20 protein-coding genes are annotated in these 24434 nt (G+C 46.5%); 18 read left to right on the forward strand and 2 right to left on the reverse strand.

Going from position 1 to position 24434, the window contains the following annotated elements; genetic code table 11:
- Positions 1–128: 128 nt before the first annotated feature.
- The 17 genes from H70357_RS10885 to H70357_RS10965 all read left to right on the forward strand — a co-directional run bounded on the left by H70357_RS10885 (position 129) and on the right by H70357_RS10965 (position 21033).
- Positions 129–1139, forward strand: coding sequence for a zinc-dependent alcohol dehydrogenase family protein (locus H70357_RS10885; RefSeq protein ID WP_038588986.1), 1011 nt, complete (start codon positions 129–131; stop codon positions 1137–1139).
- Between the two features lie 32 nt (positions 1140–1171).
- Complete coding sequence (locus H70357_RS10890; protein WP_038588989.1) at positions 1172–2335, forward strand: SMP-30/gluconolactonase/LRE family protein; 1164 nt, start codon at positions 1172–1174, stop codon at positions 2333–2335.
- 24 nt (positions 2336–2359) lie between these two features.
- Complete coding sequence (locus H70357_RS10895) at positions 2360–3148, forward strand: SDR family oxidoreductase (protein ID WP_052091968.1); 789 nt, start codon at positions 2360–2362, stop codon at positions 3146–3148.
- A gap of 623 nt (positions 3149–3771) precedes the next feature.
- Positions 3772–5691, forward strand: a complete 1920-nt coding sequence (locus H70357_RS10900; protein ID WP_038588992.1) for a BglG family transcription antiterminator — start codon at positions 3772–3774, stop codon at positions 5689–5691.
- Positions 5692–5711: 20 nt separating this feature from the next.
- The gene (locus H70357_RS10905; protein WP_038588994.1) at positions 5712–6050 is read left to right on the forward strand and encodes a PTS lactose/cellobiose transporter subunit IIA; all 339 of its coding nucleotides are present in this window, start codon (positions 5712–5714) and stop codon (positions 6048–6050) included.
- Between the two features lie 2 nt (positions 6051–6052).
- Positions 6053–6358: a PTS sugar transporter subunit IIB gene (locus tag H70357_RS10910; protein WP_038588997.1), complete on the forward strand. Its 306-nt coding sequence runs from the start codon at positions 6053–6055 to the stop codon at positions 6356–6358.
- Positions 6359–6361: 3 nt separating this feature from the next.
- On the forward strand, positions 6362–7654 hold the full coding sequence (locus H70357_RS10915; RefSeq protein ID WP_038588999.1) for a PTS sugar transporter subunit IIC: 1293 nt from the start codon (positions 6362–6364) through the stop codon (positions 7652–7654).
- Between the two features lie 22 nt (positions 7655–7676).
- Entirely contained in the window at positions 7677–9140 is a 1464-nt protein-coding gene (locus H70357_RS10920) for a glycoside hydrolase family 1 protein (RefSeq protein ID WP_038589001.1), read from the forward strand.
- A 203-nt stretch (positions 9141–9343) separates the two neighbouring features.
- Positions 9344–10348 (forward strand): Gfo/Idh/MocA family protein, encoded by a 1005-nt coding sequence (locus H70357_RS10925; RefSeq protein WP_038589003.1) that lies wholly within the window; start codon positions 9344–9346, stop codon positions 10346–10348.
- Positions 10345–11256 carry an AraC family transcriptional regulator gene (locus H70357_RS10930; RefSeq protein ID WP_038589006.1) on the forward strand — a complete coding sequence of 304 codons (912 nt, stop codon included), beginning with the start codon at positions 10345–10347 and terminating at the stop codon, positions 11254–11256. Before H70357_RS10925 ends, H70357_RS10930 begins: the two co-directional genes overlap by 4 nt.
- Before the next feature lie 11 nt (positions 11257–11267).
- Positions 11268–12350: a Gfo/Idh/MocA family protein gene (locus H70357_RS10935; RefSeq protein ID WP_038589008.1), complete on the forward strand. Its 1083-nt coding sequence runs from the start codon at positions 11268–11270 to the stop codon at positions 12348–12350.
- 153 nt (positions 12351–12503) lie between these two features.
- Complete coding sequence (locus H70357_RS10940) at positions 12504–14099, forward strand: response regulator transcription factor (protein ID WP_038589010.1); 1596 nt, start codon at positions 12504–12506, stop codon at positions 14097–14099.
- A complete protein-coding gene (locus H70357_RS10945; RefSeq protein WP_052091969.1) occupies positions 14096–15868 on the forward strand; it encodes a cache domain-containing sensor histidine kinase in 1773 nt (590 codons plus the stop codon). The genes H70357_RS10940 and H70357_RS10945 overlap by 4 nt, the downstream gene beginning before the upstream one ends.
- 115 nt (positions 15869–15983) lie before the next feature.
- Entirely contained in the window at positions 15984–17408 is a 1425-nt protein-coding gene (locus H70357_RS10950; RefSeq protein WP_038589013.1) for an ABC transporter substrate-binding protein, read from the forward strand.
- Between the two features lie 42 nt (positions 17409–17450).
- Entirely contained in the window at positions 17451–18338 is an 888-nt protein-coding gene (locus H70357_RS10955; protein ID WP_038589015.1) for a carbohydrate ABC transporter permease, read from the forward strand.
- Positions 18335–19165: a carbohydrate ABC transporter permease gene (locus tag H70357_RS10960; protein WP_231578406.1), complete on the forward strand. Its 831-nt coding sequence runs from the start codon at positions 18335–18337 to the stop codon at positions 19163–19165. The genes H70357_RS10955 and H70357_RS10960 overlap by 4 nt, the downstream gene beginning before the upstream one ends.
- 26 nt (positions 19166–19191) lie before the next feature.
- Positions 19192–21033 carry a glycoside hydrolase family 127 protein gene (locus tag H70357_RS10965; RefSeq protein ID WP_038589020.1) on the forward strand — a complete coding sequence of 614 codons (1842 nt, stop codon included), beginning with the start codon at positions 19192–19194 and terminating at the stop codon, positions 21031–21033.
- A 259-nt stretch (positions 21034–21292) separates the two neighbouring features.
- On the opposite strand, the gene H70357_RS10970 is transcribed toward H70357_RS10965, so the two are convergent.
- Together H70357_RS10970 and H70357_RS10975 are read right to left on the reverse strand one after the other, a co-directional pair.
- Complete coding sequence (locus H70357_RS10970) at positions 21293–22597, reverse strand: TerD family protein (protein ID WP_038589023.1); 1305 nt, start codon at positions 22595–22597, stop codon at positions 21293–21295.
- A 52-nt stretch (positions 22598–22649) separates the two neighbouring features.
- On the reverse strand, positions 22650–23213 hold the full coding sequence (locus tag H70357_RS10975; RefSeq protein WP_038589026.1) for a hypothetical protein: 564 nt from the start codon (positions 23211–23213) through the stop codon (positions 22650–22652).
- 58 nt (positions 23214–23271) lie between these two features.
- On the opposite strand from H70357_RS10975, the gene H70357_RS10980 reads away from it, so the two are divergent.
- Positions 23272–23643, forward strand: coding sequence for an RQC-minor-1 family DNA-binding protein (locus H70357_RS10980; RefSeq protein WP_052091970.1), 372 nt, complete (start codon positions 23272–23274; stop codon positions 23641–23643).
- Positions 23644–24434 lie beyond the last annotated feature (791 nt).

Consider the following 24434-nt stretch of genomic DNA (forward strand, 5'->3'; position numbering starts at 1 on the left):
CTGAGTTTTGGTAACAGTGTTTCTATAGTATAACACAGTATCAAAAAGGAGAGCACCACGATGACAAATAAGGGGATAAGAATTAAGAATCCGGGTAATCAATCTGATCTTCCAGGGAGGACAATACGATGAAAGCTATACAACTGACAAACGGCTTCGGCTTTGAGGAATTAACCATGACGGAAATCGACAAACCAACGCCAGGCCCTAAGGAGGTGCTGATCCGCATGAGGGCAGCTTCTCTCAATTATCGGGATCTAGTGGTCCTCGGCGGATTAATGCCGATCGAAGTTAAATTCCCCTTCATTCCATTATCAGACGGAGCGGGAGAAATTGTAGCCATTGGACAAGGCGTAACTAGATTTCAGGTCGGACAACGAGTAGCAGGTAATTTTCAACAGCGCTTCATTGGCGGCAACCCAAGACCAGGGGTGTTAGAAGAAAGTCTGGGAGGTCCGTTGAACGGAGTAGCGGCCGAGTATGTCGTTCTGCATGAAGACGGAGTCGTCCCTATTCCCGATCACCTCACTTATGAGGAGGCCTCCACCCTGCCGATCGCGGCATTAACCGCATGGAGCATGCTAATCGAATACGGTGGTTTGCAAGCGGGTGATACTGTGCTGCTGCAAGGAACAGGCGGTGTCTCCATCTTCGGGCTTCAATTCTCGCTTATGGCCGGAGCACGAGTCATCATCACGTCGAGCAGCAACGACAAGCTGGAACGAGCAAAAGCTCTTGGCGCATGGCAAACGATCAACTATTCGGAGGTTCCTGATTGGGATAAGGCAGCGTTAGAGCTGACTGGCGGCGTCGACCATGTTCTGGATGTTGGAGGAGCGGCAACGATGGGGAAATCCATAAATGCACTTCGCACTGGAGGGACCGTGAGTATGGTCGGGTTCTTATCGGGCTTGACCATTCCGGAATACGATGTCTCCAGCATCTTGCACAAAGCCGCAACGGTTCGCGGCAGTCAAGTCGGCAACCGGGATCACTTTGAAAAGATGAATCGGGCGATTGCCCATCATCGTTTACATCCCGTCATCGACCGCGTATTCCCTCTAGAACGAATTGGAGAAGCTATCGCGCTCTTGGCTGAAGGAAAGCAATATTTTGGTAAAATCGTAGTCCAAATCTAAAATCTCTCAAAAATGATACAGGAGGCGCTCTAATGCCCAATAAACCAGTTAACTCCGTTAAATCTACTGAAAGCGTGAATCGTCCTAAACGCTCACTGCGTGCTAGGATATCTAGATGGGTTCTATCACTGCTTGCGGTGCTCGTTGTAGGATTACTCGTTTTCTTACTTTATCCTTCACCGGTCAAACCGGCAAAATGGTCCGCACCGACGGCTCCCTCTTTTGAGGAAGCGGGTCCGTGGCAACAGAACAACAAACTCAGCTCGGCTCAGCTAGTTACTGATGCCCCTCAATTCCCGGAATTCATTACATTCGATAAAGAAGGCCAGCTATATACAGGAGATTCAGACGGGAAAATTTACAGGGTTCCTTTCGATGCAGAGGGCAATCCGCAAAAAGCACAACTGTTTGCAGACACCCAAGGAACGCCTAATGGACTTATATTCGATGCCAAAGGCGATTTGATCGTTACGGATGTCCAGAGGGGACTGCTGTCTATAAACCCATCCGGGAGCATAGAGGTATTGGCCGATCAAGTGGACGGCAAGCCGATCTATTTAGCTAATGAGCTTGATATTGCCAAGGACGGCTCCATTTATTTCTCCGATACTTCTAATTATGGTAGAGTGACCTTCAAGGAAATGGCCGAGAACAAGCCGCATGGACGTTTGCTGAAGTACGATCCAATGACCAAGAAGACGACCGTTCTGTTAGAAGGCCTCTATTTTGCAAACGGGGTTGCCTTGTCTGCGGATGAAGATTTTGTGCTTGTGGCAGAATCGTATCATTATCAGTTGACCAGATACTGGCTCAAAGGACCGAAGGAGGGTACATCTGATATTTTCGCAGACAATCTCGCAGGCTTTCCAGACAACATTACGCGTGATGACCAAGGTCATTTCTGGGTCGGTATCTTCACGACTCGCCTTTCTTTTGTAGATCAGATGCATAGCAAACCTTGGTTGGCCAGTACCATGGCCAAAGTGCCGCAGTCGCTGCTTAACGGCGCAAGCGCACCGGTGAAGCATGGGCTTGCTGCGGAGTTCAGTCCGCAGGGAGAACTTATCGGAAGCTGGCATGATCCGGAAGGCAAAGTGTATGGCGTAACTACGGCTGCAAGCCATAACGGATATTTATATATAGGAACGGCACCTGGAGGCAGCAAGGGCGTTCATCGCGTGCTTTTAACAAAATAAGGTTGGAGTCTGGGAGGGTGCAAAATGAATCTGGATGATTTGGAGCTATCTTGGAATGAGAAGGAGAGTCTGACCGGTAAAGTGGCCTTGGTGACAGGCGCCAGCAGCGGAATCGGGGCATCGATCGCCAGGAAACTGGTAAAACGCGGCGCCCATGTGACTGTAGTGGCACGTCGGCAGGATCGATTGGATGAGCTGGTTCAGGAATTGCATAAAGAGGGATTGTACGAGGTTATGGCGGTACCTGCTGATATTCAAAAGGCTGAAGAAGTACAGCATGTGGTCAATGAAACGATTAACCGCTGGGGCCGTCTCGATATTATAGTTGCCAATGCCGGATTCGGGTATCGAAGTCCATTGGTAGAAGTGGATCTGGAAAGATGGGAGGAGCTGTACAAGACGAATGTACACGGTCTAATGTTGACGCTGCACTACGGGCTTCCGCCAATGCTGGGTCAGGGTAAGGGAGATGTCATCATCATCTCCTCCATTGCCGGCAAGGAAGTGATTGCCGGAGGAGGTCCATACAGCGCTACCAAATATGGCGTTAACGCCATAGCGTCTGCATTACGTTTGGAGACAATCGATCAGGGGATTCGCGTTACGACGATTCAGCCCGGGGCGGTGGCAACGGAATTTTCTCAAGTGGCCGGATATTCCGAGGATGAAATACGCGCGTTTGCTTCGAAAGTTCTGCCGTTACATCCCGATGATGTTGCAGAGGCGGCGCTTTATGCATTGGAGCAGCCTGAGCACGTCAGCATTCCGGAACTAACCATTATGCCTTCAAGGCAAGCCCAGCGGTTCAAATAAAATGATGTCCAAATAGTAATAAAAGATCCGTACCAAATTTGGCAACGGATCTTTTGTTTTTTTAGATAAGATTAATAAAATAGAGCGAAGCGCTCCTTCCATCGGGTATGAATTATCTAGATATTTATTGTCATTAGATTTTTTGCTAAAGGGAAAAACGATCAATCCGAACAAGCATTTTCATTACGAACATGCTGACTATAGTATTTGCAGAGAGGATTAGAGTGAGCTGGTTTACTATTCCGGTAAATATGAAGCAGATCTGGGTAGTGCCCCTGACCATTACGCCAGAGCGTATCGCTGGCAGCGCTAGGCACCTTAACCCGAACAATCACCCCCACCCGAACTTATTACAACAGACCCCATTGGACAATATGAGGCTGTCTCTCGAAAAAAAAGGCGGTTTATAAAAGCACTTCTCAGGGGCATCTTATAAGCAAGTGAGAGTAATACAGTAGAGGGATAAATACACTCTATAATCTCTTGAAGGGATACCCTTTAAATTCTGCCGTTCCAAATTGCAGAATACAAACTGTTCTTAAGATAACGTTTTCAAGTAAGATGGAGCCATAACCAGCTGAGTTGCTTCACACCGATACTAGTATCACAAACGAGGGAGACCGATGAGGGAATATACGATCGTCAATATTTTATTAAGCAGAAAGGTTCCGGTTAAGATGGGCGAATTAATTGCGGAGGTCGGGTTGTCCGAACGGACGGTCCGTGATATTATCCGTTCGCTCGACAAGACCGGGGAAGCGCACGGGTTTCAGATCCGAATGATTCGTGGTCAAGGCTATCAGCTTGAGATCAAGGAGCCGGAATTATTCCAGATTTACCGGGAGAAGGGACTGCTCCAGAGCGATCAGGTGGATCTGGACAATAAGCAGTCACGGCAGCAATACCTGCTGTTCTACCTCCTGCAGAGCGACAGCTATCGGTCAATCGATAAGATGGCAGAGGAGATAGGTGTCAGCCGCTCCACCATTATTTCTGATTTGAAGGAAGTGGAGCAGAGATTGGGCGCGTTTCGTTTAAGCCTGGCCCGCCGTGCCCATTACGGAATGAAAATTGAGGGAGACGAGAAGGATTTCCGCAAGGCGTTCTCCTATTTTATCCTGCAATCCAGCCAGACCCTCCAGCAAACCGAGGATTTCCATGCTTATGGGCGGGAATTTGATAGGGAGAGGCTCACGGCCTATCTACTGCAGGTGCTGAAGGATAAGGAACTGAAAATTTCGGATGTATTCCTGAATAATATTGTCACCCATCTGTTTATTCTCCTATACCGGGTCTCAAAGCATAATTATATCGTACCCGGACAAGCGATGCTGGGCAAGCCGGAGCCGCTGTATCACGATATAGCAGAGAGAATTGCCAAATGGATCGAGTCCAACTATGAGATAATGCTACCTCTGGTTGAAGTGGATTATCTGGCGCTGCATATTTCGGGCAAAACGATTATGGAGCGAATGTCAGACGAGACCAAATCGCAGCTGCGTCAAGGTATTAACGAGATTTTGCAGCGGCTGGATGGGGAGTTCCTCACCGGCTTCAATAAAGACCATTCCCTGCAGGAAGCGCTGCTTCTGCATATGTTCCCGCTACTGAACCGTCTTTACTATAATCTTCAGTTGGGAAATCCGCTCGTAGAGGATGTTTACAGCCAGTATGCCAATGTGTTCGTGATCTCTTTCCGGTTCGCTGAGATTATTGAAGAGCAATACGGGTTCAAGATGTCCCGGGACGAAGCAGGGTATGTCGCCCTTCATTTCGCTGCACATCTTGAACGGATGCAGCAGCGCAATCTGGAGCAGTTCAAACGTATTGCTGTTATTTGTTCGACGGGTGGAGGCAGCGCACAACTCATTCGCCTGAAGCTTGAGGCAGTATTTCCCAAGGCGTCCGTTATCACAGCTTCCATTACCGAGCTTAAGGAAATCAGCAGCAGACCGGTTGATCTGATTCTGACCACGGTGCCGATTGATACAGAAATGAATGAGAAACTGGTCATTCATATTAAACAGTTGCTGGATGACCAGGAGATTCAGAGGATCAAGGAGATTTTGTCGCTGCAGATGGGCCATACACAGCCGTCCCATAAGCTGATGGATTTCAAGGACTTATTCCGCAAGGAGCTGTTCCATACGGACGGGCCGGATGATTACAAAGAACTGCTGCAGCAGCGCTGCCGTGAGATTACAGACTTTCATTATGCCGCTGAGGATTTCCCTGAGCAGGTACTGTTTCGGGAGAATAAATTTACAACCATTTATAAAAACGGCATTGCCGGTCCACATCCAATGCGGATGAGCGCCATCCGCGACTGCATCAATGTAACTGTGCTGAAAAAACAGCTCTTGCATGACGGAAAGCCGGTACAGCTAATCTTTTTGATTAATTTGCGCCCGGGGCAGTTGTTCCTGCACAAAGAAATCAGCAAGCTGCTGCTGGTACTGATGGAGAAAGAAGATAGCAGGAACCGGCTGCTGGCCGTTAATAGCTATGAGCAATTTATGATGGAGATAGAGAACCTACTATAAATATCAGGAGTGAAGAAACCATGGATTACGAACAAACAATTATGCAGATTATAGCGAGCAGCGGGGAAGCCCGGAGCCTCAGCCTCAAAGCGGTTCGCACAGCACGCGCAGGGAACCTTGACGAAGCAGAAGAAATGATCAAGAACGCGAAACTGAGTCTTACCAAAGCGCATAAAGTCCAAACGGGTCTGATCCAAGCGGAAGGCCGGGGCGAAAAAACAGAAATCACGCTGCTGATGATTCATGCACAGGACCACTTGATGAATGCTCTTACGGTTCGTGAGCTGGCCGTGGAACTGATTGAAGAAGTTAAGGAGCGCAAAGCGCTGGAACAACAATTGAAAGGTTTGGTGAACTGAAGATGAAAAAGATTCTTCTCGCCTGTGCAGGAGGCTTCTCGACAAGTATGCTGGTGGAGCGCATGAAGGATGCAGCACGCGCCAAGGGAATAGAGGTTATCATTGATGCTGTGGCGGAGAGCGATATTGCTGATCAGGCACCGTTTGACATTATTATGCTTGGGCCGCAAATGGGCCATGCCGAAGGGGATTTGGCTGCCGAATATCCTAGTATCCCGGTAACGACAATTGAGATGATGGCTTATGGCATGATGGATGGGGATAAAGTACTGGAAACAGCAATTGAACTTATGGAGAAGGGGGCTTAGTTCATGTCAAGCGGGGCAGAATGGAGGGTCAAAATCCAGAAAGTCAGTACCAAGATTCAGAAAAATAATTATATCAGTGCTATTTCCAACGGGCTGATGGCTTTGATGCCGATATTGATCCTGGGTGCGATATTTTCCCTGATTAATGCTTTGAAGCTGGAGCCTTACCAGAACTTCCTGGAAAGTTCCGGCCTGAAGACGTACACTGCGATTCCGGCTACGATAACAACCGATTTAATCGCTCTGTATGCGGTGTTCTCCATCGCTTACAATTTTGCGGTACAGCTTAAACAACAGGGATTCTCGGCAGGAATTCTTGCGCTAATGAGCTTTCTGCTGGTTACTCCAAAGGGGCTCCTGGACGATGGCGCCACCAAAGCCTTCGGTTACTCCTGGCTGGGAGCCAAGGGGCTGTTCGTAGCCATTATCGTAGCCCTCATTGTCGGCAAACTGTATACTTACCTGCTGGAGAAAAAAATCTATATCAAGATGCCAAAGGGTGTTCCGCCTACTGTTGAGAAATCCTTTGCCGCATTGACTCCGGGTTTCATTATTGTTTTCGTGATGCTGATCCTGACAGCGATTTTCGGAGCGACGAAATATGGAAATATGCATGAATTTGTCTTTTCCATTATCCAATTGCCGCTAACGAGTCTCGGTGGTACGTGGTGGGCGATGCTGATCTGTATTTTCTTAATCCATTTGCTGTGGTTCTTCGGTGTTCACGGTACATTGGTGGTTTACTCCGTAGTAGGACCGATCTGGGTAGCGCTTGGACTTGAAAATCTGGATGCTTACCAAAGAGGTGTAGAAGGCACTCATATTATCGGTTCCCCGTTCTTCCCGGTCTATGTGCTGATTGGTGGTGCGGGTGCAACGCTTGGCCTGATTATTGCCATGCTGTTCGCCAAGTCTACCCGGTATAGAACGCTGGGCAAGCTTGCAATTATTCCAAGTATTATTGGAGTTAACGAGCCGGTCATCTTCGGGATGCCGCTGGTGCTTAACGTGCGTTTCATGATTCCGTTTATTCTAACACCACTGGTGAGCAGCGGATTGGCTATTCTTCTGACTTCGATCGGAATTCTGCCGGTTCTGCACGGTATTCAAGTGCCGCTTGGTATTCCGGTGCTGGTTAATGGCTGGATGAACGGAGGCTGGCGCGTATCCGCGTTCCAACTGGTAATGATCGGGGTAAGCTTTGCAATTTATTATCCATTCTTCAAAAAAGCCGATTTCGAAGCCTACGAGCTGGAGCAGCAGGCTGAGTCTAAGACGGCGGCCGCAGTAAACTAAATGAATAAGGGAGGCTTATCCGATGCCTAACCAGTTTCCGGAGAATTTCCTGTGGGGCGGAGCGGTTGCAGCCAACCAGGTTGAAGGTGCGTATTGCGAGGACGGCAAAGGGCTGTCTACTGCAGATGTGGTCAAATATGTTCCGCCGGGACAGCGCAAAGCTCTTGAGCATGCTCTCAGCATCTCCAGAGCGGAGCTTGCTGCCGCCATCTCGGATACGCAGGAGGGGAATTACCCCAAACGCAGAGGGATCGATTTCTATCACCGTTACAAAGAAGACATTGCCTTATTCGCAGAAATGGGTTTTAAAGTGTTCCGGATGTCGATCTCCTGGCCCCGTATATTTCCAAACGGGGATGAGAAAGAGCCGAATGAAGCTGGATTACGCTTCTATGATGATGTTTTTGATGAGTTGAACAGATATGGCATTGAGCCACTGGTTACGCTCTCGCACTACGAGATGCCAGTGGAGCTTGTTACCCGTTACAACGGGTGGGAGTCACGCGAACTGGTCGAACTGTTCGTCCGTTATGCGGACACGGTCTTCCTGCGCTATAAAAACAAGGTGAAGTACTGGCTGACCTTTAACGAAATCAACGCAGTAATCCGCTTTCCGTTTCTGGGGGGAGGTGTGCTGACCGAAGGTAAAGAGAATGAGAAGCAGGCTGCGTTTCAGGCGCTGCATCACCAGTTCATTGCCAGTGCTCTGTCTATCAAGCGTGCAAGGGAGATTAATCCGGAGTTGCAGGTAGGCTGCATGCTGGCCCGCAAACTGATCTATCCGTATTCCTGCCATCCCGGGGATGTGCTGAAGGCACAGGGAGAGAACCAAATGGCCCAGTTCTGTTCCGACGTTCAGGTCAGGGGATATTATCCGTCATACATCAAACGGCATCTGGCTGATTATAAAGTAAGCATTGAGATGGAGCCGGGGGACGAAGCTGTTCTGAAGGAGAACCTGGTTGATTTCCTGTCTTTTAGCTACTACATGTCCTCAACGGTCAGTACGGACGAGAGTATCACAGAGCGGACAGAGGGTAATCTGTCGTCGGGTCTGGTGAATCCGTTCCTGAAGACCTCAGATTGGGGCTGGCAGATTGATCCGACCGGTCTGCGGGTTGTCCTTAAAGAGATGCATGACCGTTACCAGATCCCGCTTTTTGTTGTCGAGAACGGTCTCGGTGCTGCAGATGTTATTGAAGCGGACGGTACAATCAAGGACGATTACCGCATCGAATATCTGGCTCAGCATATCGAGCAGATGGCCGAGGCCATTGCCGACGGTGTAGAACTATTGGGCTACACGAGCTGGGGCTGCATTGATCTGATTTCAGCTTCCACGTCAGAGATGCGAAAACGCTACGGCTATATCTACGTCGATCAGGACGATGAAGGTAACGGCTCCCTGGAACGCATACGCAAAAAAAGCTTCTATTGGTACAAGAAAGTCATCGCCTCCAGAGGGACCGATCTAACAAATCATTAAATTGGAAAGTCTGGCAAAGATACAAAAACCGTTCCTAGGCAGAAATGTCTGGGGGCGTTTTTGTGCGCTTGCTGTGTTTAAGTTAGTGAACGTATGTCGTAATATTATATATAATTTGTCGTGTTTTCCTATTAAAAAAAGCGACTCAGATATGTTACCTTATAGTGGGATGTCAGAATACTATATGTTGGAGGTTATAGCAAATGAGCATTGGCATTGGTCTAGTCAGCTTTTGGCATGTACATGCTTGGGACTATGTTAAGCAAGCGCAGGCGCATGAGGATACGTTTATCGCTGCAGTATGGGACGAAGACGCGATAAGAGGACAAGAAGCGGCTGCAACGTTGAAGGTTCCTTACTTCGAGTCTCTCGATGATATGTTGGCTCAGGAAGATGTTAACGCTGTCATCGTGGATGCGCCGACAAACATTCATAAGGATGTAATAGTGGCCGCCGCCAAAGCAGGCAAACATATCTTTACCGAGAAGGTTATCGCTCCAACAGTGCAGGAAGTTGATGATATTATTGCCGAGGTAAATCGGAATCAAGTGAAAATTACCGTATCCTTGCCGCGATTGAACGACGGATACACTTTGTCTATTATGGAGTTGATTAGCGGGGGGCTACTGGGGGAGATAACGTATGTCAGAGTTCGCTTATCCCACAATGGGGCCATTGCCGGCTGGCTGCCTGAGCACTTTTATAATAAGGAACAATGCTCAGGGGGGGCTTTGATCGACTTGGGATGCCATCCTATGTATTTAACCCGCCTATTTTTAGGTCAGGATGTGACCGGTGTAAGTGCCAATTTTGGATATATCACAGGGAAAGACGTGGAGGACAATGCAGTAGCAACCCTGTTTACAACTTCGGGGGCGATCGGTGTGGTGGAGGCCGGATTTGTGAACAGCCATTCGCCGTTTACCATCGAGGTTCACGGAACAGAAGGAACTCTGCTCTTCGGAACGCCGGAGGATAAATTACTTCTTAAGACGAATAAACCTGAGGGTACCCCGAATAGCTGGACGGAGATTCCAATAAAAGATAATCACGACAGTGCTTTTCATCAATGGGTCAATCATATACAGAGTGATACTTTTGCTGATAATAATGTTCAGACTGCCATAGAACTGACCAGATTAATGGAAGCTGCAAATCGCTCGGCAAAAGAAGGACGGGTCATCCCGTTAGCAGATGTAAACGCATGATCTACCAAACGATGTCTCAAAAGTCGGATTTGCTGGAGAGACTCGATATTACAGTTCAATGGGGACATTATGAGATTGTTGTACTGAGGTTCCATTTAACCTCATTCCCGGCCGGGAAAATCATAGATTTCCATAATCATGCAGAGTTTGAGTTTCACTTTATTCCTAAAGGTAAAGGAAAAGTGATTCTCGCTGAGCAGGAGTACCCATTATCGCAGGGTATGCTTTATTTAACGGGGCCGGGTGTGATGCATTACCAGGAGGCTGACCAGGAAGAAGCTATGGACGAACTTTGCCTCCATATTGATATTAGACAGAAAAGCAGAGCAGAAGTGGATCCGTGGGAGGTAGCAGAAGCGGAAGAATGTATCGACAAACTCCGGAAACTCCCCCTCATTCCAATTCATGACCGGCATCATGCCATGAATTGCTTTCTGGAAGCCTATGAAGCTTGTGAGGATAAGTTCACCGGATATTATACAGCCATCAAACAGTTTGTAATCAGTATTTTGTTAAAAACAGCAAGAGCATATGATCCGGAAGGGATTAGAGCGGAAGCGCCGGTGCGGGATATGCTGACTTACAGATATGAATACGCCATTCAGTATATCAGGGCTAATTATTCCGGGGCTGTCACGCTGGACAATGTTGCAGAAAAGCTAAAAATCAGCTCCAGACAGCTGCAGCGGATTTTTAATAAGGTCAATCCTGATCAATCCTTCTCCCAGATTCTTGAGAATATCCGTTTGGAAGGTGTCTGCCGCAAGCTGTCGGAGGGCAACCAGCCGATTGAACAGATTGCTCAGTCTGAAGGTTTTACGAATGCCAACTATTTGCATAATGTTTTTCGCAAGCGGTTAGGAATAACTCCCGCGACCTATAGAAACGGGAAACATACGATAAAGTGAGGATGATAGATATGAGTAAAGTGTATCGGTTAGGCATAATCGGGTGTGGTGGAATCGCGAACGGGAAGCACCTGCCAAGTTTAAGCAAGCTGAACAATATTGAAATGGTTGCGTTTTGCGATATCGTTCAGGAGCGGGCTGAAGCAGCAGCACAACAATATGGAAGCAAAGACGCAAAAGTCTACACTAATTATCAAACATTACTTAAAGATGGCACACTTGATATTATTCATGTGCTTACCCCCAATGAGTCTCATGCGGAAATCTCTGTCGCTGCGCTGGAAGCCGGCAAGCATGTCATGTGTGAGAAGCCGATGGCCAAGACGGCAGCAGAGGCCAAAAGAATGGTTGATGCAGCCAAGCGAACAGGAAAAAAACTAACGGTAGGCTATAACAACCGCTTCAGAGAGGATAGCCTATTTCTGAAAAAGCTCTGCGAAGCAGGACAATTAGGCCATATTTATTACGCCAAGGCGCATGCCATCAGAAGAAGAGCAGTACCTACCTGGGGCGTTTTTCTTGATGAGGAGAAGCAGGGTGGAGGACCGCTCATCGATATAGGAACGCATGCACTTGATCTGACCTTATGGATGATGGACAATTACCAGCCCAAGGTCGTCTTGGGAACCAAATATCATGAGCTGTCCCAGCGGGAGAATGCTGCAAATGCCTGGGGACCCTGGGATCCCGCCAAATTTAAAGTGGAGGATTCGGCGTTTGGAATGATTGTTATGGAGAATGGTGCAACGATCATGCTGGAATCCAGCTGGGCCCTGAACTCGCTGGAGGTTGATGAGGCAAAATGCAGCTTGAGCGGAACGGAAGCCGGCGCGGATATGAAAGAAGGCCTGCGGATTAACGGAGAACAGCATGGCCGCTTATATAAAAATGAGATTGAGCTGAACGCAGGTGGAGTAGCATTCTATGATGGCACACAGGAAAGTGCGCCTGACCTGGAGATGAGAAAGTGGATTGAAGCGGTTGATCAGGATAAGGAACCGGTCGTAAGACCTGAGCAGGCATATGTAGTTTCCTTGATTTTGGAGGCACTTTATGAATCCGCGCGCACAGGGAAAGCCGTTTACTTCGATTAAAGGAGACGGATCTGTTCAATATTCACGATAGTTTAAATATGGGAATGGCTTGCAATAAGCCTGAACGGAATTTTGGCGCCTTATTACATGAAGGCGCTTTTTTCCGTTACAATAAATGAAACTTTCACCAAATTGAACAGGGGGCTGAATGGGATGAAAATAGTGGTGGCTGATGATGAACCCAGACACCTTCGAGGAATGGCGAATTTAATCAACAATCTGCGTCCTAACGTTCGAGTCCTGGTTGCAAAAGACGGGCCCAGCGCGTTAGAACTTGTCAGATTGGAGCGTCCGGATGTTGTGCTGACGGATATCCGTATGCCCAATATGGACGGGCTTACATTTTTGCAGCAGCTCAAAGAAGAAGAACTTCAAACGAAGGTTGTGATGGTGTCAGCTTATAATCTGTTTGAGTATGCCCAGAATGCCGTTCGCCTTGGTGCATATGACTATCTATTAAAACCTGTAGAGGCAGAGAAGGTAGAAGATGTATTGCGGCGTATAGAGCAGGAGCTGCTCACAGAATCGATGTTGAACCTGGAAGCAGAGGCGTTGAAGTTACGCCTTCACCATACTTCCTCAGCTTATAGAAACCGCTTATATTTAACCTGGCTAAACGGTAGCTTAACGACTCTCGAGCGGGATGAACTGGATACGTATGATTGGTTGCAGGGTGGCGGCGTGGTTATTTTCTCAGAGCTCAGAATCCGCCCGGGCCGCCATGACAATATTGAAAGCGCCAACTTCCTGCGAAGCCTGGAGCAAGGATGGATGGCAATGGGGGAAGCTGTTACGATTCCTTTGAATGTACTTCTGGAGGGTGGATTCCAAGCCGTCACAATTATCCGTAAAGCCATCCTTACCCCGGAGAAAAGAAATGAGATTCGTGCCATCGCTTCCGCTCTATCCTCAGAATGGGAGAATACGGGTCAGCTTACCCACGGAATAGGGCTGGAATGTAAATCATTATTGGAACAAGCACCGCAAGCTTACAGGGCAGCCCAAAGCGTAAATAAGTTTAACTTTCATGACTGCTGGAAAGGGATTCTGTTTCAGGATGAGCTGCGTCTGTCTCAGTATCTAATGATACTTGACACGGAGAAACTCTTTGAAGCTCTGCAGGGAAATGATGCGGACATAGCTATAGAAATGTGCATTGGAGCACTCAGAGCGCTATCAGATGATGGGCATACGGAGCCGATTATTTTAAAAGAAAATGCCTCGCTACTGCTTATGAAGGTTAAAAGCAGGATGGGAAATATCGTTGACCGCCAGCTTGGGGATTTTCTAACAAAAACGATGATTATAGAAATTCAAGCTTGTGGATCTTATACAGAATTGATTGCGCTTGTAGAGGTTACTTTACAGAAGGTTCATTATGCATTACAACAGGTACGGCTGGATAAAAACGAAATTATCGTTACGAGCTGCTTGAGTTGGATTCAGGAAAATCTGAAGGAAGATTTGTCTCTTGAACGAGCAGCCGCACACTTTTCTTTTAATACTTCCTATTTTAGTACATTGATTAAAAACCGTACGGGAAAAACATTCTCCGATCATGTGGCGGAAGCCAGAATGAGGCGGGCTAAATTGCTGCTGTCCGCGAACAAGCTCAGAATATATGAAATCTCCGCAGAGTGTGGTTATCAGGATACCAAATATTTCTGCAGGGTGTTTAAGAAATACAATGGAATCTCACCCGAAGCGTTTAAACACACTTCACTTCTACAGAGGAGAAATGAGGAATGAAGATGACATTTCGATCCCGATTGTTTGTCAGCTATATCTTTCTAATCGGAATTCCACTCCTCATTTTGGGGTCTCTTTTCTATCGAACCAGCCTGCAGGTCGTGACGGAGCAAGCGCAGAAAAATGTATATGAGATTGTCAGAAAAAATAATGAGATTATGGACACTAAGCTGCAGATCATTGATCAGAATAGCCAAGCAATGTTCATAGATAAGGATTTATTCAAAATTTTTAACCAAATGGATCCCCAGAACGAAGTAGAGCTGTTTGAAGCAGACCGTCAGTTAACCGCCGTACTAAGTAAATATTTTTCCAACAATGAGGATGTGTATGCTTACCAGTTGTGGACTTCCTATTTTACTTTCGGCCAGTTGCTGCCGCAAGGAGATCCTACACAATCGGATATATACCGCAAGGCACAGCAGGCAGGCGGGAAATTGGTATGGTACCCTACATATGATTTTGTTGATATGTTTAATCAGCCCTACTTAGAGTCCGGCAATCTGGATTTCCGCCATTTATTTTCTGCGACCAGACTGCTTGATTTCTCTCTGCTGAACAATACGACACTCGAGAAGATGGATGCTCAGGTGGAACGACCCATTTTAGCAATAAGCTTTAAAGCGGAAGCTTTGAAATCTCTATATGACGAAAGTATCCCCGAAGGCTCGGATTTTCTGGTGCTGGATGAGGATCAAAAAGTCGTTGCAAGCAGTGAACCAGGGAAAATCACACAAACCTTCTCGGACTCATGGGTAGAGGAACTGCAGCAGGAAAGCAGCGGTGCGCGAAGTATGACACTGGAGGGCAAAGCCGTAATCGTCTGCTTCGATCGTTCGGAAGTCACGGGATGGATATCCATTGTATGGATGCCGGAGTCCTCACTGGTTGGCAGTTTGTTGCAAAGCATCGAGACATCTATTATCCTCCTCGCCGCTATTATGGGGCTTGTGGCGCTCATTTGTGCTTTTTTTATCGCAGGCAGGATTACCAAGCCCATTAAGAAGCTGCTGGCTGCCATGAGATCCGTAGGTGGAGGGGATTTTCAAAAGCAAGTTGATGTTGGAACAAATGATGAGTTTGGCATACTTCTTCAGCGCTTTAATAAGATGAATGACCGGATTCGGCTATTGGTTATAGAAAATTATGAAATTAAATTAAAAGAACAGGAAGCCGAGATTCTAGCGCTGAGTATGCAAATGAATCCTCACTTTCTGTATAATACGCTCAACGTAATGAACTGGACGGCTATTGAAAACAATCAGAAGGAATTAAGCAAAATGCTGGTCAATTTATCCAATATGCTGCATTATACTTCACGGAAAGACTGGAGAGCTGTTCATTTGTCGGAGGAAATCAAGTGGATGAACAACTACTTCTATATTATGTCCGTTCGTTTCGAGGACAAGTTCACTGTACATTATGAGATTGAACCGAAGCTTTACGAGTACAAAATGCCCAGACTTCTATTTCAACCCTTTGTTGAAAACGCTATCATGCATGGCTTCGATCAGATAGAAGCAGGTGGGGTGATCAGCATCCGTGGCTGGATCGACAGCGGAAAACGCTATTATGTCATTGAAGATAATGGTAGAGGCATGAGTAATGACACTATCGATGAGATTTTATACAAGGAATCCACTTCGATAGGCATTAAGAATACCATTGCACGTATTCAAATGACTTATGGCGACAGCTATGGTGTGGCCATTAACTCCTTGCCGGGGAGAGGTACCATAATAGTGATCACTTTACCACTGAATACCTAATAATAATCCACCAATCCAAAAAGGTTCGGGTTATGTAAGCGCTATTACAGACCTTATAATTTAAGCATCATAGACTGCAGCTATGAACCAAGTGAAATTGAGAGGGGTTCAAGATATGACACGACAAAAAAAATCGCTATTTGTGCTGATGGCACTGTTGTTGATGCTGGTTACCATTTTATCTGCCTGCTCGAAATCCGGTACCGTCAGCAAAAATAACACGTCACCCTCAGCATCCGGTGATGGAGCATCCAGCGATGCCGCATCAAAAGATCCCGTTACGCTGCGCATTTCGGAATGGGGTTCACCCGATGAAGTAGCTGCTTACAAGGTAGCGATTAAGAAGTTTGAAGCGAAATTTCCAAATGTCAAAGTTGATCTTCAGCATATTGCGACAGATTATGATACGAAGCTGACAACAATGGTAGCGGGGAATGATGTGCCTGATATTGCCATGATGGAGTCTGGTACCATTGCCTTTCCATTAGCAGAACAGGGTAAATTCTATAACCTTCAGGAATTTATGGACTCAGACCCGGATATCAGCATAGACAAACTGGTGCCCAATATTATGTATTCTCTTGAGCCTGGTAATGTGATTGGTATAGGACCAGGTCCGGAATCCTTTGGTCTTTTTTATAACGAAGATATCTTTAAGGAAGCGGGGATTTCACCTCCGCCTGCTAAAGCCTCGGAAGCATGGACATGGGATGAATTTGTAGATGTTGCTAAACAACTGACTGTTGATTCGAAGGGCAGAACGGCAAAGGATGCTGATTTTGATCCGAAAAATATAAAGCAATATGGCGTTAATGCTTCCACTTGGTGGGGAGTCTACAGCAATTTTATATACTCCAACGGCGGAGATTTTATCTCGGAGGATGGGAAGACGTTTGCGCTTAATCAGCCGGAAGCTGTCGAGGCGTTGCAGAAGGTGTCTGATTTAATGAATGTACACCATGTTTCGCCATCACCTGTGCAAGCCAAAAACATACCGGCGACGAATGTAGCGCTTCAAACCAAAAAGGTAGCGATGGCAATAGACGGGCAATGGGCAAGCGCCGCCTTGGCGCAATCGAAGTTCAACTTTAATGTAGGGGTATTGCCCGTCTTGAAAGAGCCGGGAACTACAATTGTTGCTGGAATGTTCTCTATCTTTAAGTCCACTAAACATCCGCAGGAGTCTTGGGAGTTATTGAAGGCATTGCTTGATCCAGAGTCTTCTATTGATATGATCACGTCAGGCACATGGATGCCATCCTACAAGAATTGGTATACGGACCCGGCATTGTTGGCTAAATGGACGGAGAACCTGGATGCAAGACCTTCTGCTTATAAAGAAGCTATTATAGATGTGCTTTTGACGAAAAGTCATCAGACACCAACGGGTTATGTGAAAAATTTCAATAAAATAATGGATATCGTGAATCCGGCCTTGGATAAAGTATGGCTTGGTCAACAGACCGCGCAAGAAGCTATGGATTCCATAGCGCCGAAAGCACAAGAACAAGTTCAAGGGCGCCGGGATATCGCACAATAATCGAAGGGACGGCGTTCTGATTATAGAAGATTGGAGGCAGCTATGCGAAAGGGACTGTTTTACGGACTATTATTTACGTCTCCGGCTATACTCGGGTTTATTATTTTTACACTTGGTCCCATGATTGCAAGTCTGGTGCTTAGTTTGACGGACTATAACGTATTTAAGGAGCAAACTTCCTTTATTGGCTTTCAGAATTATTCGAGAATGTTCTCAGGTGAAGATGAGCTGTTCTTCAAATCGTTAGGGGTTACTTTCTATTTCGTTATTCTTCGGGTGCCAGCCGTTATTATTCTTTCTTTCTGTATTGCCATGCTGCTGAATATGAACGTTCGAGGCAGAGCCATATTTCGGACGATTATCTATCTTCCGAGTATTGTGCCAGCTGTGGCATCGGCGATGATCTGGATGTGGCTGCTGAATCCCGACCTGGGACTGATCAATTCCGTGCTCAGTTGGCTTCATTTACCAACCAGTAACTGGTTATATGCGGAGAATAGTGTTATCCCGTCTGTTGTACTTACAACATTATGGGGGATTGGAAGTACGGTGATTATTTTTCTGGCAGGCCTATCAGGTATTTCCAAACAGTATTACGAAGCGATTGATGTGGATGGTGGAGGCTGGTACAGCAAGCTGCGCCATATTACGATTCCAATGGTTACACCGACGATATTTTTTAATACCATCATGACCATTATCGGATCCTTCCAGGTGTTTAATGAAGCTTATATTTTAACTGAAGGTGGACCGAATAACCAAAGCTTGTTCTATGTATTTTACCTCTGGCGTACAGGCTTTAGAGATACCGAAATGGGGTATGCCTCCGCTCTGGCCTGGATCCTGTTCATCGTCATCATGTTCTTTACGTTTATTGTATTCAAAACCTCGAAATCATGGGTGCATTACGAAGGAGGAGAGCGTACTTGAGACAATCAAAGCTTTCCCTTGGATCTGGTTATGCAGCGCTTATAGTCATCTCCCTTTTGTTTATCGTACCGTTCGTCTGGTTAATCCGCAGCTCGCTCATGGATTTATCGCAAATATTTACGATGCCGCCGGAATGGATTCCGAGGCCGTTTCACTGGGAGAATTTCCATAAAGCCCTTACTGTGCTGCCGTTCGATACTTTTTTCACCAACACGCTTATTATTGTAGCTAGTGTTCTTGTAGGTACAGTCTTAACGAGCAGCATTGCAGCATTCGGATTTTCACGGATCGTGTGGAAGGGCAGGGACACAGTATTCGCTATTCTAATGACCAGTATGATGCTGCCTGCTGCCGTAACAATCATTCCAAGCTTTCTAGGCTGGAAAATGTTTGGTTTCTACGATACGTATTATCCATTAATCGTGCCTGCTTATTTCGGTGGGGGAATTTTCAACATTTTTTTATTGCGCCAGTTTTACTTGACGATTCCACGGGACTTTGATGAAGCGGCATTCGTGGATGGAGCTACCTATTTACAAATATACATGAGAATTATACTTCCACTAAGCCGTTCGGCGGTTATCGTAGTTGCACTGTTCAGCTTCCTGGCTTCCTGGAATGATTTCATGGGCCCCCTGATTTATTTAAAAAGTGATCGTCTCTTTACCTTGGCGCTTGGGCTGCAAATGTTTCAAGGTTCGTACACTGCGCAGTGGGATTTGCTTATGGCGGCTTCAGCAGCAGTTGTCTTACCTTGTGTAATCGTATTTCTAATCGGACAACGATATTTCCTTGAGGGGATTACATTATCAGGGCTGAAGGGGTAATGACAGGAAAGTGAGGATACCTCATAATGACAAAAATTAAAACACAGCTAAGTAATTGGCAGGGTGTACCGTTCACGAATGTAATCATTGAGGATGTTTTCTGGCGTCCGCGTCTGGAGGTGTTGAAAAAGGTTACGCTGCCTGCCTGCCTCACGAAATGTGAGGAGACAGGGCGTATATCGAATTTTGCCAAAGCAGGAGGATTAATAGAAGGGACTTTTGAAGGCATTTATTTCAATGATTCCGATGTCTATAAGGTCATCGAAGGCATTGCCTATTCGCTTATGTCGGAGCTGGACCCGGAGCTGGAAGCGCAAGCGGACCGGATTATTGACCTTATAGCCTCAGCCCAGGAATCGGACGGTTATTTGAGCACTTATTATACGCTTGAAGCACCCGAGTCCAAATGGACGGATATGGAGAAGCATGAGATGTACAATGGAGGGCATTTAATCGAGGCAGCGGTTGCTTATTTTGAGGCAACCGGCAAGCGTAAGCTTCTTGATGTCGCTTGCAAATTGGCGGATCATTATGACGATCTGTTTGGTCCAGGTAAACGCCATTGGGTGGAAGGCCATGAGGAAATTGAGCTTGCTCTTGTGAAGCTCTACCGTGTTACCCAGGAACAACGATATTGGAAGCTCTCCTTATGGTTGCTTGAGGAACGTGGACATGGACATGGAGTTGGGGAAATATGGGACACCAAGGAGTGGGGACCTGCGTATTGCCAAGACGATGTTCCGGTCAGAGACACCCGGCGGGTGACTGGTCATGCTGTTCGGGCGATGTATTTATATACCGCTATGGCGGACGTGGTTCACGTGTCGGGGGATCCTGATTTTGTTGATGCCCTGCATAGGGTATGGTCACATACGGTAGAGCGCAATATGTATGTGACTGGGGGGATCGGTCCATCTCGCCATAATGAAGGATTTACACATGATTATGATTTGCCGAATGAATCCGCTTATTGTGAGACTTGTGCTGCTATCGCCATGGTTTTCTGGAACCACCGCATGAATCTGTTGTTTGGAGATGCCAAATATGCGGATGTGGTGGAGCGGGAAATGTACAATGGCGCTTTGGCAGGAATATCGTTGACCGGAGACAAGTTTTTCTATGTTAATCCACTGGCTTCGAAGGGTGATCACCACCGGGTGCCTTGGTTTGACACCTCATGCTGTCCGACTAATTTGGCACGGTTCCTCCCGTCCATTGGTCAATATTCATATGCTCAGACCGGTCAGGGTATTGCAGTCAATCAATATATGAATGGTGAAGCGGAGATCGTAATGGAGAGCGGGCTGGGCGTTAAGCTCAAGCAAACCACTCAATATCCTTGGAACGGTAAAATTGAGCTTGCGGTGGAAGCGGATAAAAGTGATTTTTTCAGCATTTATTTGCGGATACCTGGCTGGTGCAGGGGTTATAAGGTTAAGGTTGGAGGTAAATCCTTGCCGGGAGTCGAGGCATTGACTGAGCAGGGTTATATCGCTATTCATCGAGCTTGGTCACAGAACGATACGATTGAACTTGAACTGGATATGCCAGTAGAAATTATTCAGGCGAGGCCGGAGGTGCTGGAGAATCAAGGCCGGATTGCCATTCAGCGAGGTCCTATCGTGTATTGCCTGGAGCAGTTGGATAATTCCTGGCTTTCCTATGATGAGTATTCATTTCCTGCCCATGAGACGTTGCTGGTGGATCATCAACCGGAACTGCTCGGCGGCGTTACCGTTCTGAAAGGCAAGGATGGGGAAGGTAGACCTTGTCAATTCATCCCTTATTATGCCTGGGACAACAGGGAATCAGGATACATGCAGGTTTGGATACGGAAAGCGGAAGATAAAGGACTGTACAGCTTTTAGCGAAAAAGGAGTTGATCTTCATTGAAGGGAATAGACGAGTAAAGCATCAACAAGTAGTACTCGTATGTTCGTGATAGACTCCATTCATAGTCTTCCGTTAACGTTCATTCCTTCCGATAAACGGAAGGAATGATTTACGCAAGAGGAACAGACAAGCAAGTTGTCTCATATGAACAAAATACAGAACTGGCTATTATCCATTAAGTTAAATGGGTGCGTTTCTGGAAAAAGTCTCTTACTCTTGCATCTGGGGAGAGCGCTATTTGCTACCGGCTTCCCATCTTAGATTCCAGTTAAAATGCTGATCCAATTCCTGGTGCCCGCCGAAATATTCTACGAGTCTCTCCACGCTGAATGTATCATCATTCTGATTACGAATCATGGCGATGGCACACATACCCTTATTGTTGTTATGCTCATCCAGCCGGACCTCGATCTCCGGTCCGCTCTGCTGCTTGATGGTTACAACAGCGTCAGCCTCCGACCAGTTCGTGATTCCCTCATAGATGAAAGCAAAGATAACAATTCTGCTGATTTCGGAAAGATAATGGCCATTAATCCGCAGATTCTCGCCCGTGGCAATGGATCCGGTGCGGTCATCCCCGTCTAGGGAGATATAAGGCGGTCTGTTCAAGCTTCCGAAGGATTCACCGAGTGCTTGGACAGAGCCTTTAATGCCATTTTTTAATTCAAACAGACAACCAAGGTCAAGGTCGATGCCTTTACTTCCGAACCAGCCCGATGCTTTTTTTTGATACCAGTTGAGATTGATCAGTATCTCGCCCAGGGATTCAGTCCCTTTCTGGAGATTGATCATCTCCCCGCGTTTCTTAAGCAAGATGGTATTGAGATCTAGAGGAGGGGCTGGAGGTGAGGCTGGTGAAGAGGGAGGCAAATTGCCCGCCTTAGGGCGTGACCGCAGCTCTGGAAGAGGAAAGGGTGACTGCTGCGATTGAATTACTGGGCTAGAGGGTAGAACTGACGGCACTATGTTATTAACCTGTATTCCATAACTTTCGCATAAGGCAGCTAAACCTCCTGCATATCCGGAACCCACAGCGCTGAATTTCCATTCATTATTGTATCTATAGATTTCTCCGGCGACAATGGCGGTCTCTACAGAAAAAGCTTTACCTAGCCTGTAGCGGATAAGTTCCGTTCCATCAGCGGCGTTGATAATCCGTAAATATGCATCGTCCAATAGCGAGAAGTTTTGCTGCCGCTTTTCACCCTCATAAATCGTTAGCGCAAATGCAACCCGTTCGTAGTCCGTAGGAATTTGCCGGAGCTCAACAGCGATTTGGGTGTTGTCGGTTAACCCCTCGTAGGCTCTTTTATCGGACAGCAATACAGCTACGGATTGGTTCGAAGTAGAAGGGTTGCCATAAAAAATAAGATCCTCATCTTTAGAGACAGTCTGGGCCGGCGTAAGTAAAAAAGCAGAAAAATCAACCTCAACCTCAGATCTGGTATTATTCCAGCCCATTCCTACTATAATACGGGTAAGTAGAGGCTTGTCTTTCGTTAAATTGCATTTTTGTCCCTTAATCAGATCAAATGTCATTAGAATCAGCCTTTCAAAAGATTAGTAGAGCTGGATCAATACCTGAAACAGGTTAGAATCTGCCACGTCTTCCGGCGTCGAGATTCGGACCGTTCAGACTGGATAGCTTCTCCAAGGAATGTTCGTAAATACGTACAATATCCTGTACCTTTTGGAACTCCGGATCCGAAGGACCCAGATTGTCCATGAACATACGCTGCAGGATTTCCTTATAAAACGAAATGCGGCTCCCGATAAGCCCACACTCGTAATCAATGACCTCTTCAACCGTGTGCTGCTCAACAAATTCCATCATGTCATCGGCCGGGCTATCGTGTGACTCCCGCTCATTGCGTGCGGCAATCGGAGTGCTAACATTCTCGAGGTTAACGGTAGAACGTATATCGGAAAAGAGAATACTTTCTTTCGCCAGCATTACCTGAAAAGGCTTGTGCTTGAACAACTCTTGTACGACAAGAGCGCACATCGCCTGATTCCCCAGCAGCATACCATCAAAAGGGTGAATAACCCATCCCCTGTCATCCCGGTACAGGCTGAACGTGAAGTATTCTCCTCCATATTCATATTTCAGATTGATAGCAGTCTCTGAAGTAAGCTCATATTGAAATGCATCCATTGTTCTACTTGCGCCTCCTGCTTCTTCGTTCTTTGTAATTATATTAGCATAGCAGAATATGGGGAATCTTGGGAGAGCGGATTTTCCCCTTTATTATTTACAACGCAAAGGATACCTGGAAATCGAATATAGCGACAGATTGCCGTTGATAGTTTTTTCGGAAAAAGGGTGGGCTATAGAACGTGAAACATATGCTGAGGAGTTGCTGCTCAAGCTTGGCTCGTTGCTGGACGGGCATGACTATTCTTATGTAGAAACGCTTAAGGATCGCAATCGCGGAATGATCCTTCTATTGATTGGGAAGATCAAAGGGACAGGCAATGCCCGTTTTGTGCCACTGCTTAAAACCTGGCAAGCCATAGAATATAAGAAGGTGCAGGCAGAACTCCAAAGTGCTGTGCAGTATTTGCTAAAGGAAGGCCAGATATGATTTACCACCTACGAAGTTCACCCTTCGCACCCGCCTGATCCAACGCTAAACACCAAACACCAGCTTCTGCGATAGGCTATCGAGTCCCTGAATTCCTTCTGATGAACTTCGGACCCCACAGCCCTTATTTTCTCTAATTGGCACATTTAGCAATGCTAGCGGACCGTGCTGCACTTATTCCCCTCCATCAGGCATGTTTTACGCGGAAGGTCAGCAATTAGCTGCATCTGAGTCCGGAAGGTAGACAAAACAGTGTTTTTGGTGGAAATAAAGGCTCCCCGGTCCGCAGCGATTCACTCGACTCCCTTACCCAACTCCCTAATTAGTCAGCCACCCAGCAGTTACCTAGTTACAATCTCAGTAGGAACGTACGATTGCGCTGCTTTCCGCCGCTTGCTATATCCAGTAACTGTAGTTGAACCAATTCGTGTAGAATTCGTCTTACGTGTATGCCTACTACTATTAGCTAGAACCAGCTTTCAAGCAGTCCAAATAACTACGGAGAACGTAAGATTTAGTAGAACTACGCTAACAGTCGTTAGATACTTCATGTCGCACGATTGGCTAGATCATTTGGAGTAGTATCCATACTACATGGTGGGCTATGGGGGGAGACTACTTATATATCTTTGTTAATTTCCTGCACACTTAGATTGACAATCTTTCAAGATCCAAAAAGAGTAATTCCGCCAATAGAATTTTTTATTTAACAATATAGACATATTATAAGATGATTTTCATTTACATTATTTTATAGAAAATGTAATAATATAATAGTATTTAAAATTATT

The organism is Paenibacillus sp. FSL H7-0357 (genome assembly GCF_000758525.1).
In the GTDB taxonomy this organism is placed as follows: Bacteria; Bacillota; Bacilli; order Paenibacillales; family Paenibacillaceae; genus Paenibacillus_AQ.

What these genes read in the sequence shown, in the direction of transcription:
- H70357_RS10885 (WP_038588986.1), top strand. Translation starts at nt 129, where the DNA reads ATGAAAGCTATACAACTGACAAACGGCTTCGGCTTTGAGGAATTAACC.
- H70357_RS10890 (WP_038588989.1), top strand. Translation starts at nt 1,172, where the DNA reads ATGCCCAATAAACCAGTTAACTCCGTTAAATCTACTGAAAGCGTGAAT.
- H70357_RS10895 (WP_052091968.1), top strand. Translation starts at nt 2,360, where the DNA reads ATGAATCTGGATGATTTGGAGCTATCTTGGAATGAGAAGGAGAGTCTG.
- H70357_RS10900 (WP_038588992.1), top strand. Translation starts at nt 3,772, where the DNA reads ATGAGGGAATATACGATCGTCAATATTTTATTAAGCAGAAAGGTTCCG.
- H70357_RS10905 (WP_038588994.1), top strand. Translation starts at nt 5,712, where the DNA reads ATGGATTACGAACAAACAATTATGCAGATTATAGCGAGCAGCGGGGAA.
- H70357_RS10910 (WP_038588997.1), top strand. Translation starts at nt 6,053, where the DNA reads ATGAAAAAGATTCTTCTCGCCTGTGCAGGAGGCTTCTCGACAAGTATG.
- H70357_RS10915 (WP_038588999.1), top strand. Translation starts at nt 6,362, where the DNA reads ATGTCAAGCGGGGCAGAATGGAGGGTCAAAATCCAGAAAGTCAGTACC.
- H70357_RS10920 (WP_038589001.1), top strand. Translation starts at nt 7,677, where the DNA reads ATGCCTAACCAGTTTCCGGAGAATTTCCTGTGGGGCGGAGCGGTTGCA.
- H70357_RS10925 (WP_038589003.1), top strand. Translation starts at nt 9,344, where the DNA reads ATGAGCATTGGCATTGGTCTAGTCAGCTTTTGGCATGTACATGCTTGG.
- H70357_RS10930 (WP_038589006.1), top strand. Translation starts at nt 10,345, where the DNA reads ATGATCTACCAAACGATGTCTCAAAAGTCGGATTTGCTGGAGAGACTC.
- H70357_RS10935 (WP_038589008.1), top strand. Translation starts at nt 11,268, where the DNA reads ATGAGTAAAGTGTATCGGTTAGGCATAATCGGGTGTGGTGGAATCGCG.
- H70357_RS10940 (WP_038589010.1), top strand. Translation starts at nt 12,504, where the DNA reads ATGAAAATAGTGGTGGCTGATGATGAACCCAGACACCTTCGAGGAATG.
- H70357_RS10945 (WP_052091969.1), top strand. Translation starts at nt 14,096, where the DNA reads ATGAAGATGACATTTCGATCCCGATTGTTTGTCAGCTATATCTTTCTA.
- H70357_RS10950 (WP_038589013.1), top strand. Translation starts at nt 15,984, where the DNA reads ATGACACGACAAAAAAAATCGCTATTTGTGCTGATGGCACTGTTGTTG.
- H70357_RS10955 (WP_038589015.1), top strand. Translation starts at nt 17,451, where the DNA reads ATGCGAAAGGGACTGTTTTACGGACTATTATTTACGTCTCCGGCTATA.
- H70357_RS10965 (WP_038589020.1), top strand. Translation starts at nt 19,192, where the DNA reads ATGACAAAAATTAAAACACAGCTAAGTAATTGGCAGGGTGTACCGTTC.
- H70357_RS10970 (WP_038589023.1), bottom strand. Translation starts at nt 22,597, where the DNA reads ATGACATTTGATCTGATTAAGGGACAAAAATGCAATTTAACGAAAGAC.
- H70357_RS10975 (WP_038589026.1), bottom strand. Translation starts at nt 23,213, where the DNA reads ATGGATGCATTTCAATATGAGCTTACTTCAGAGACTGCTATCAATCTG.
- H70357_RS10980 (WP_052091970.1), top strand. Translation starts at nt 23,272, where the DNA reads ATGGGGAATCTTGGGAGAGCGGATTTTCCCCTTTATTATTTACAACGC.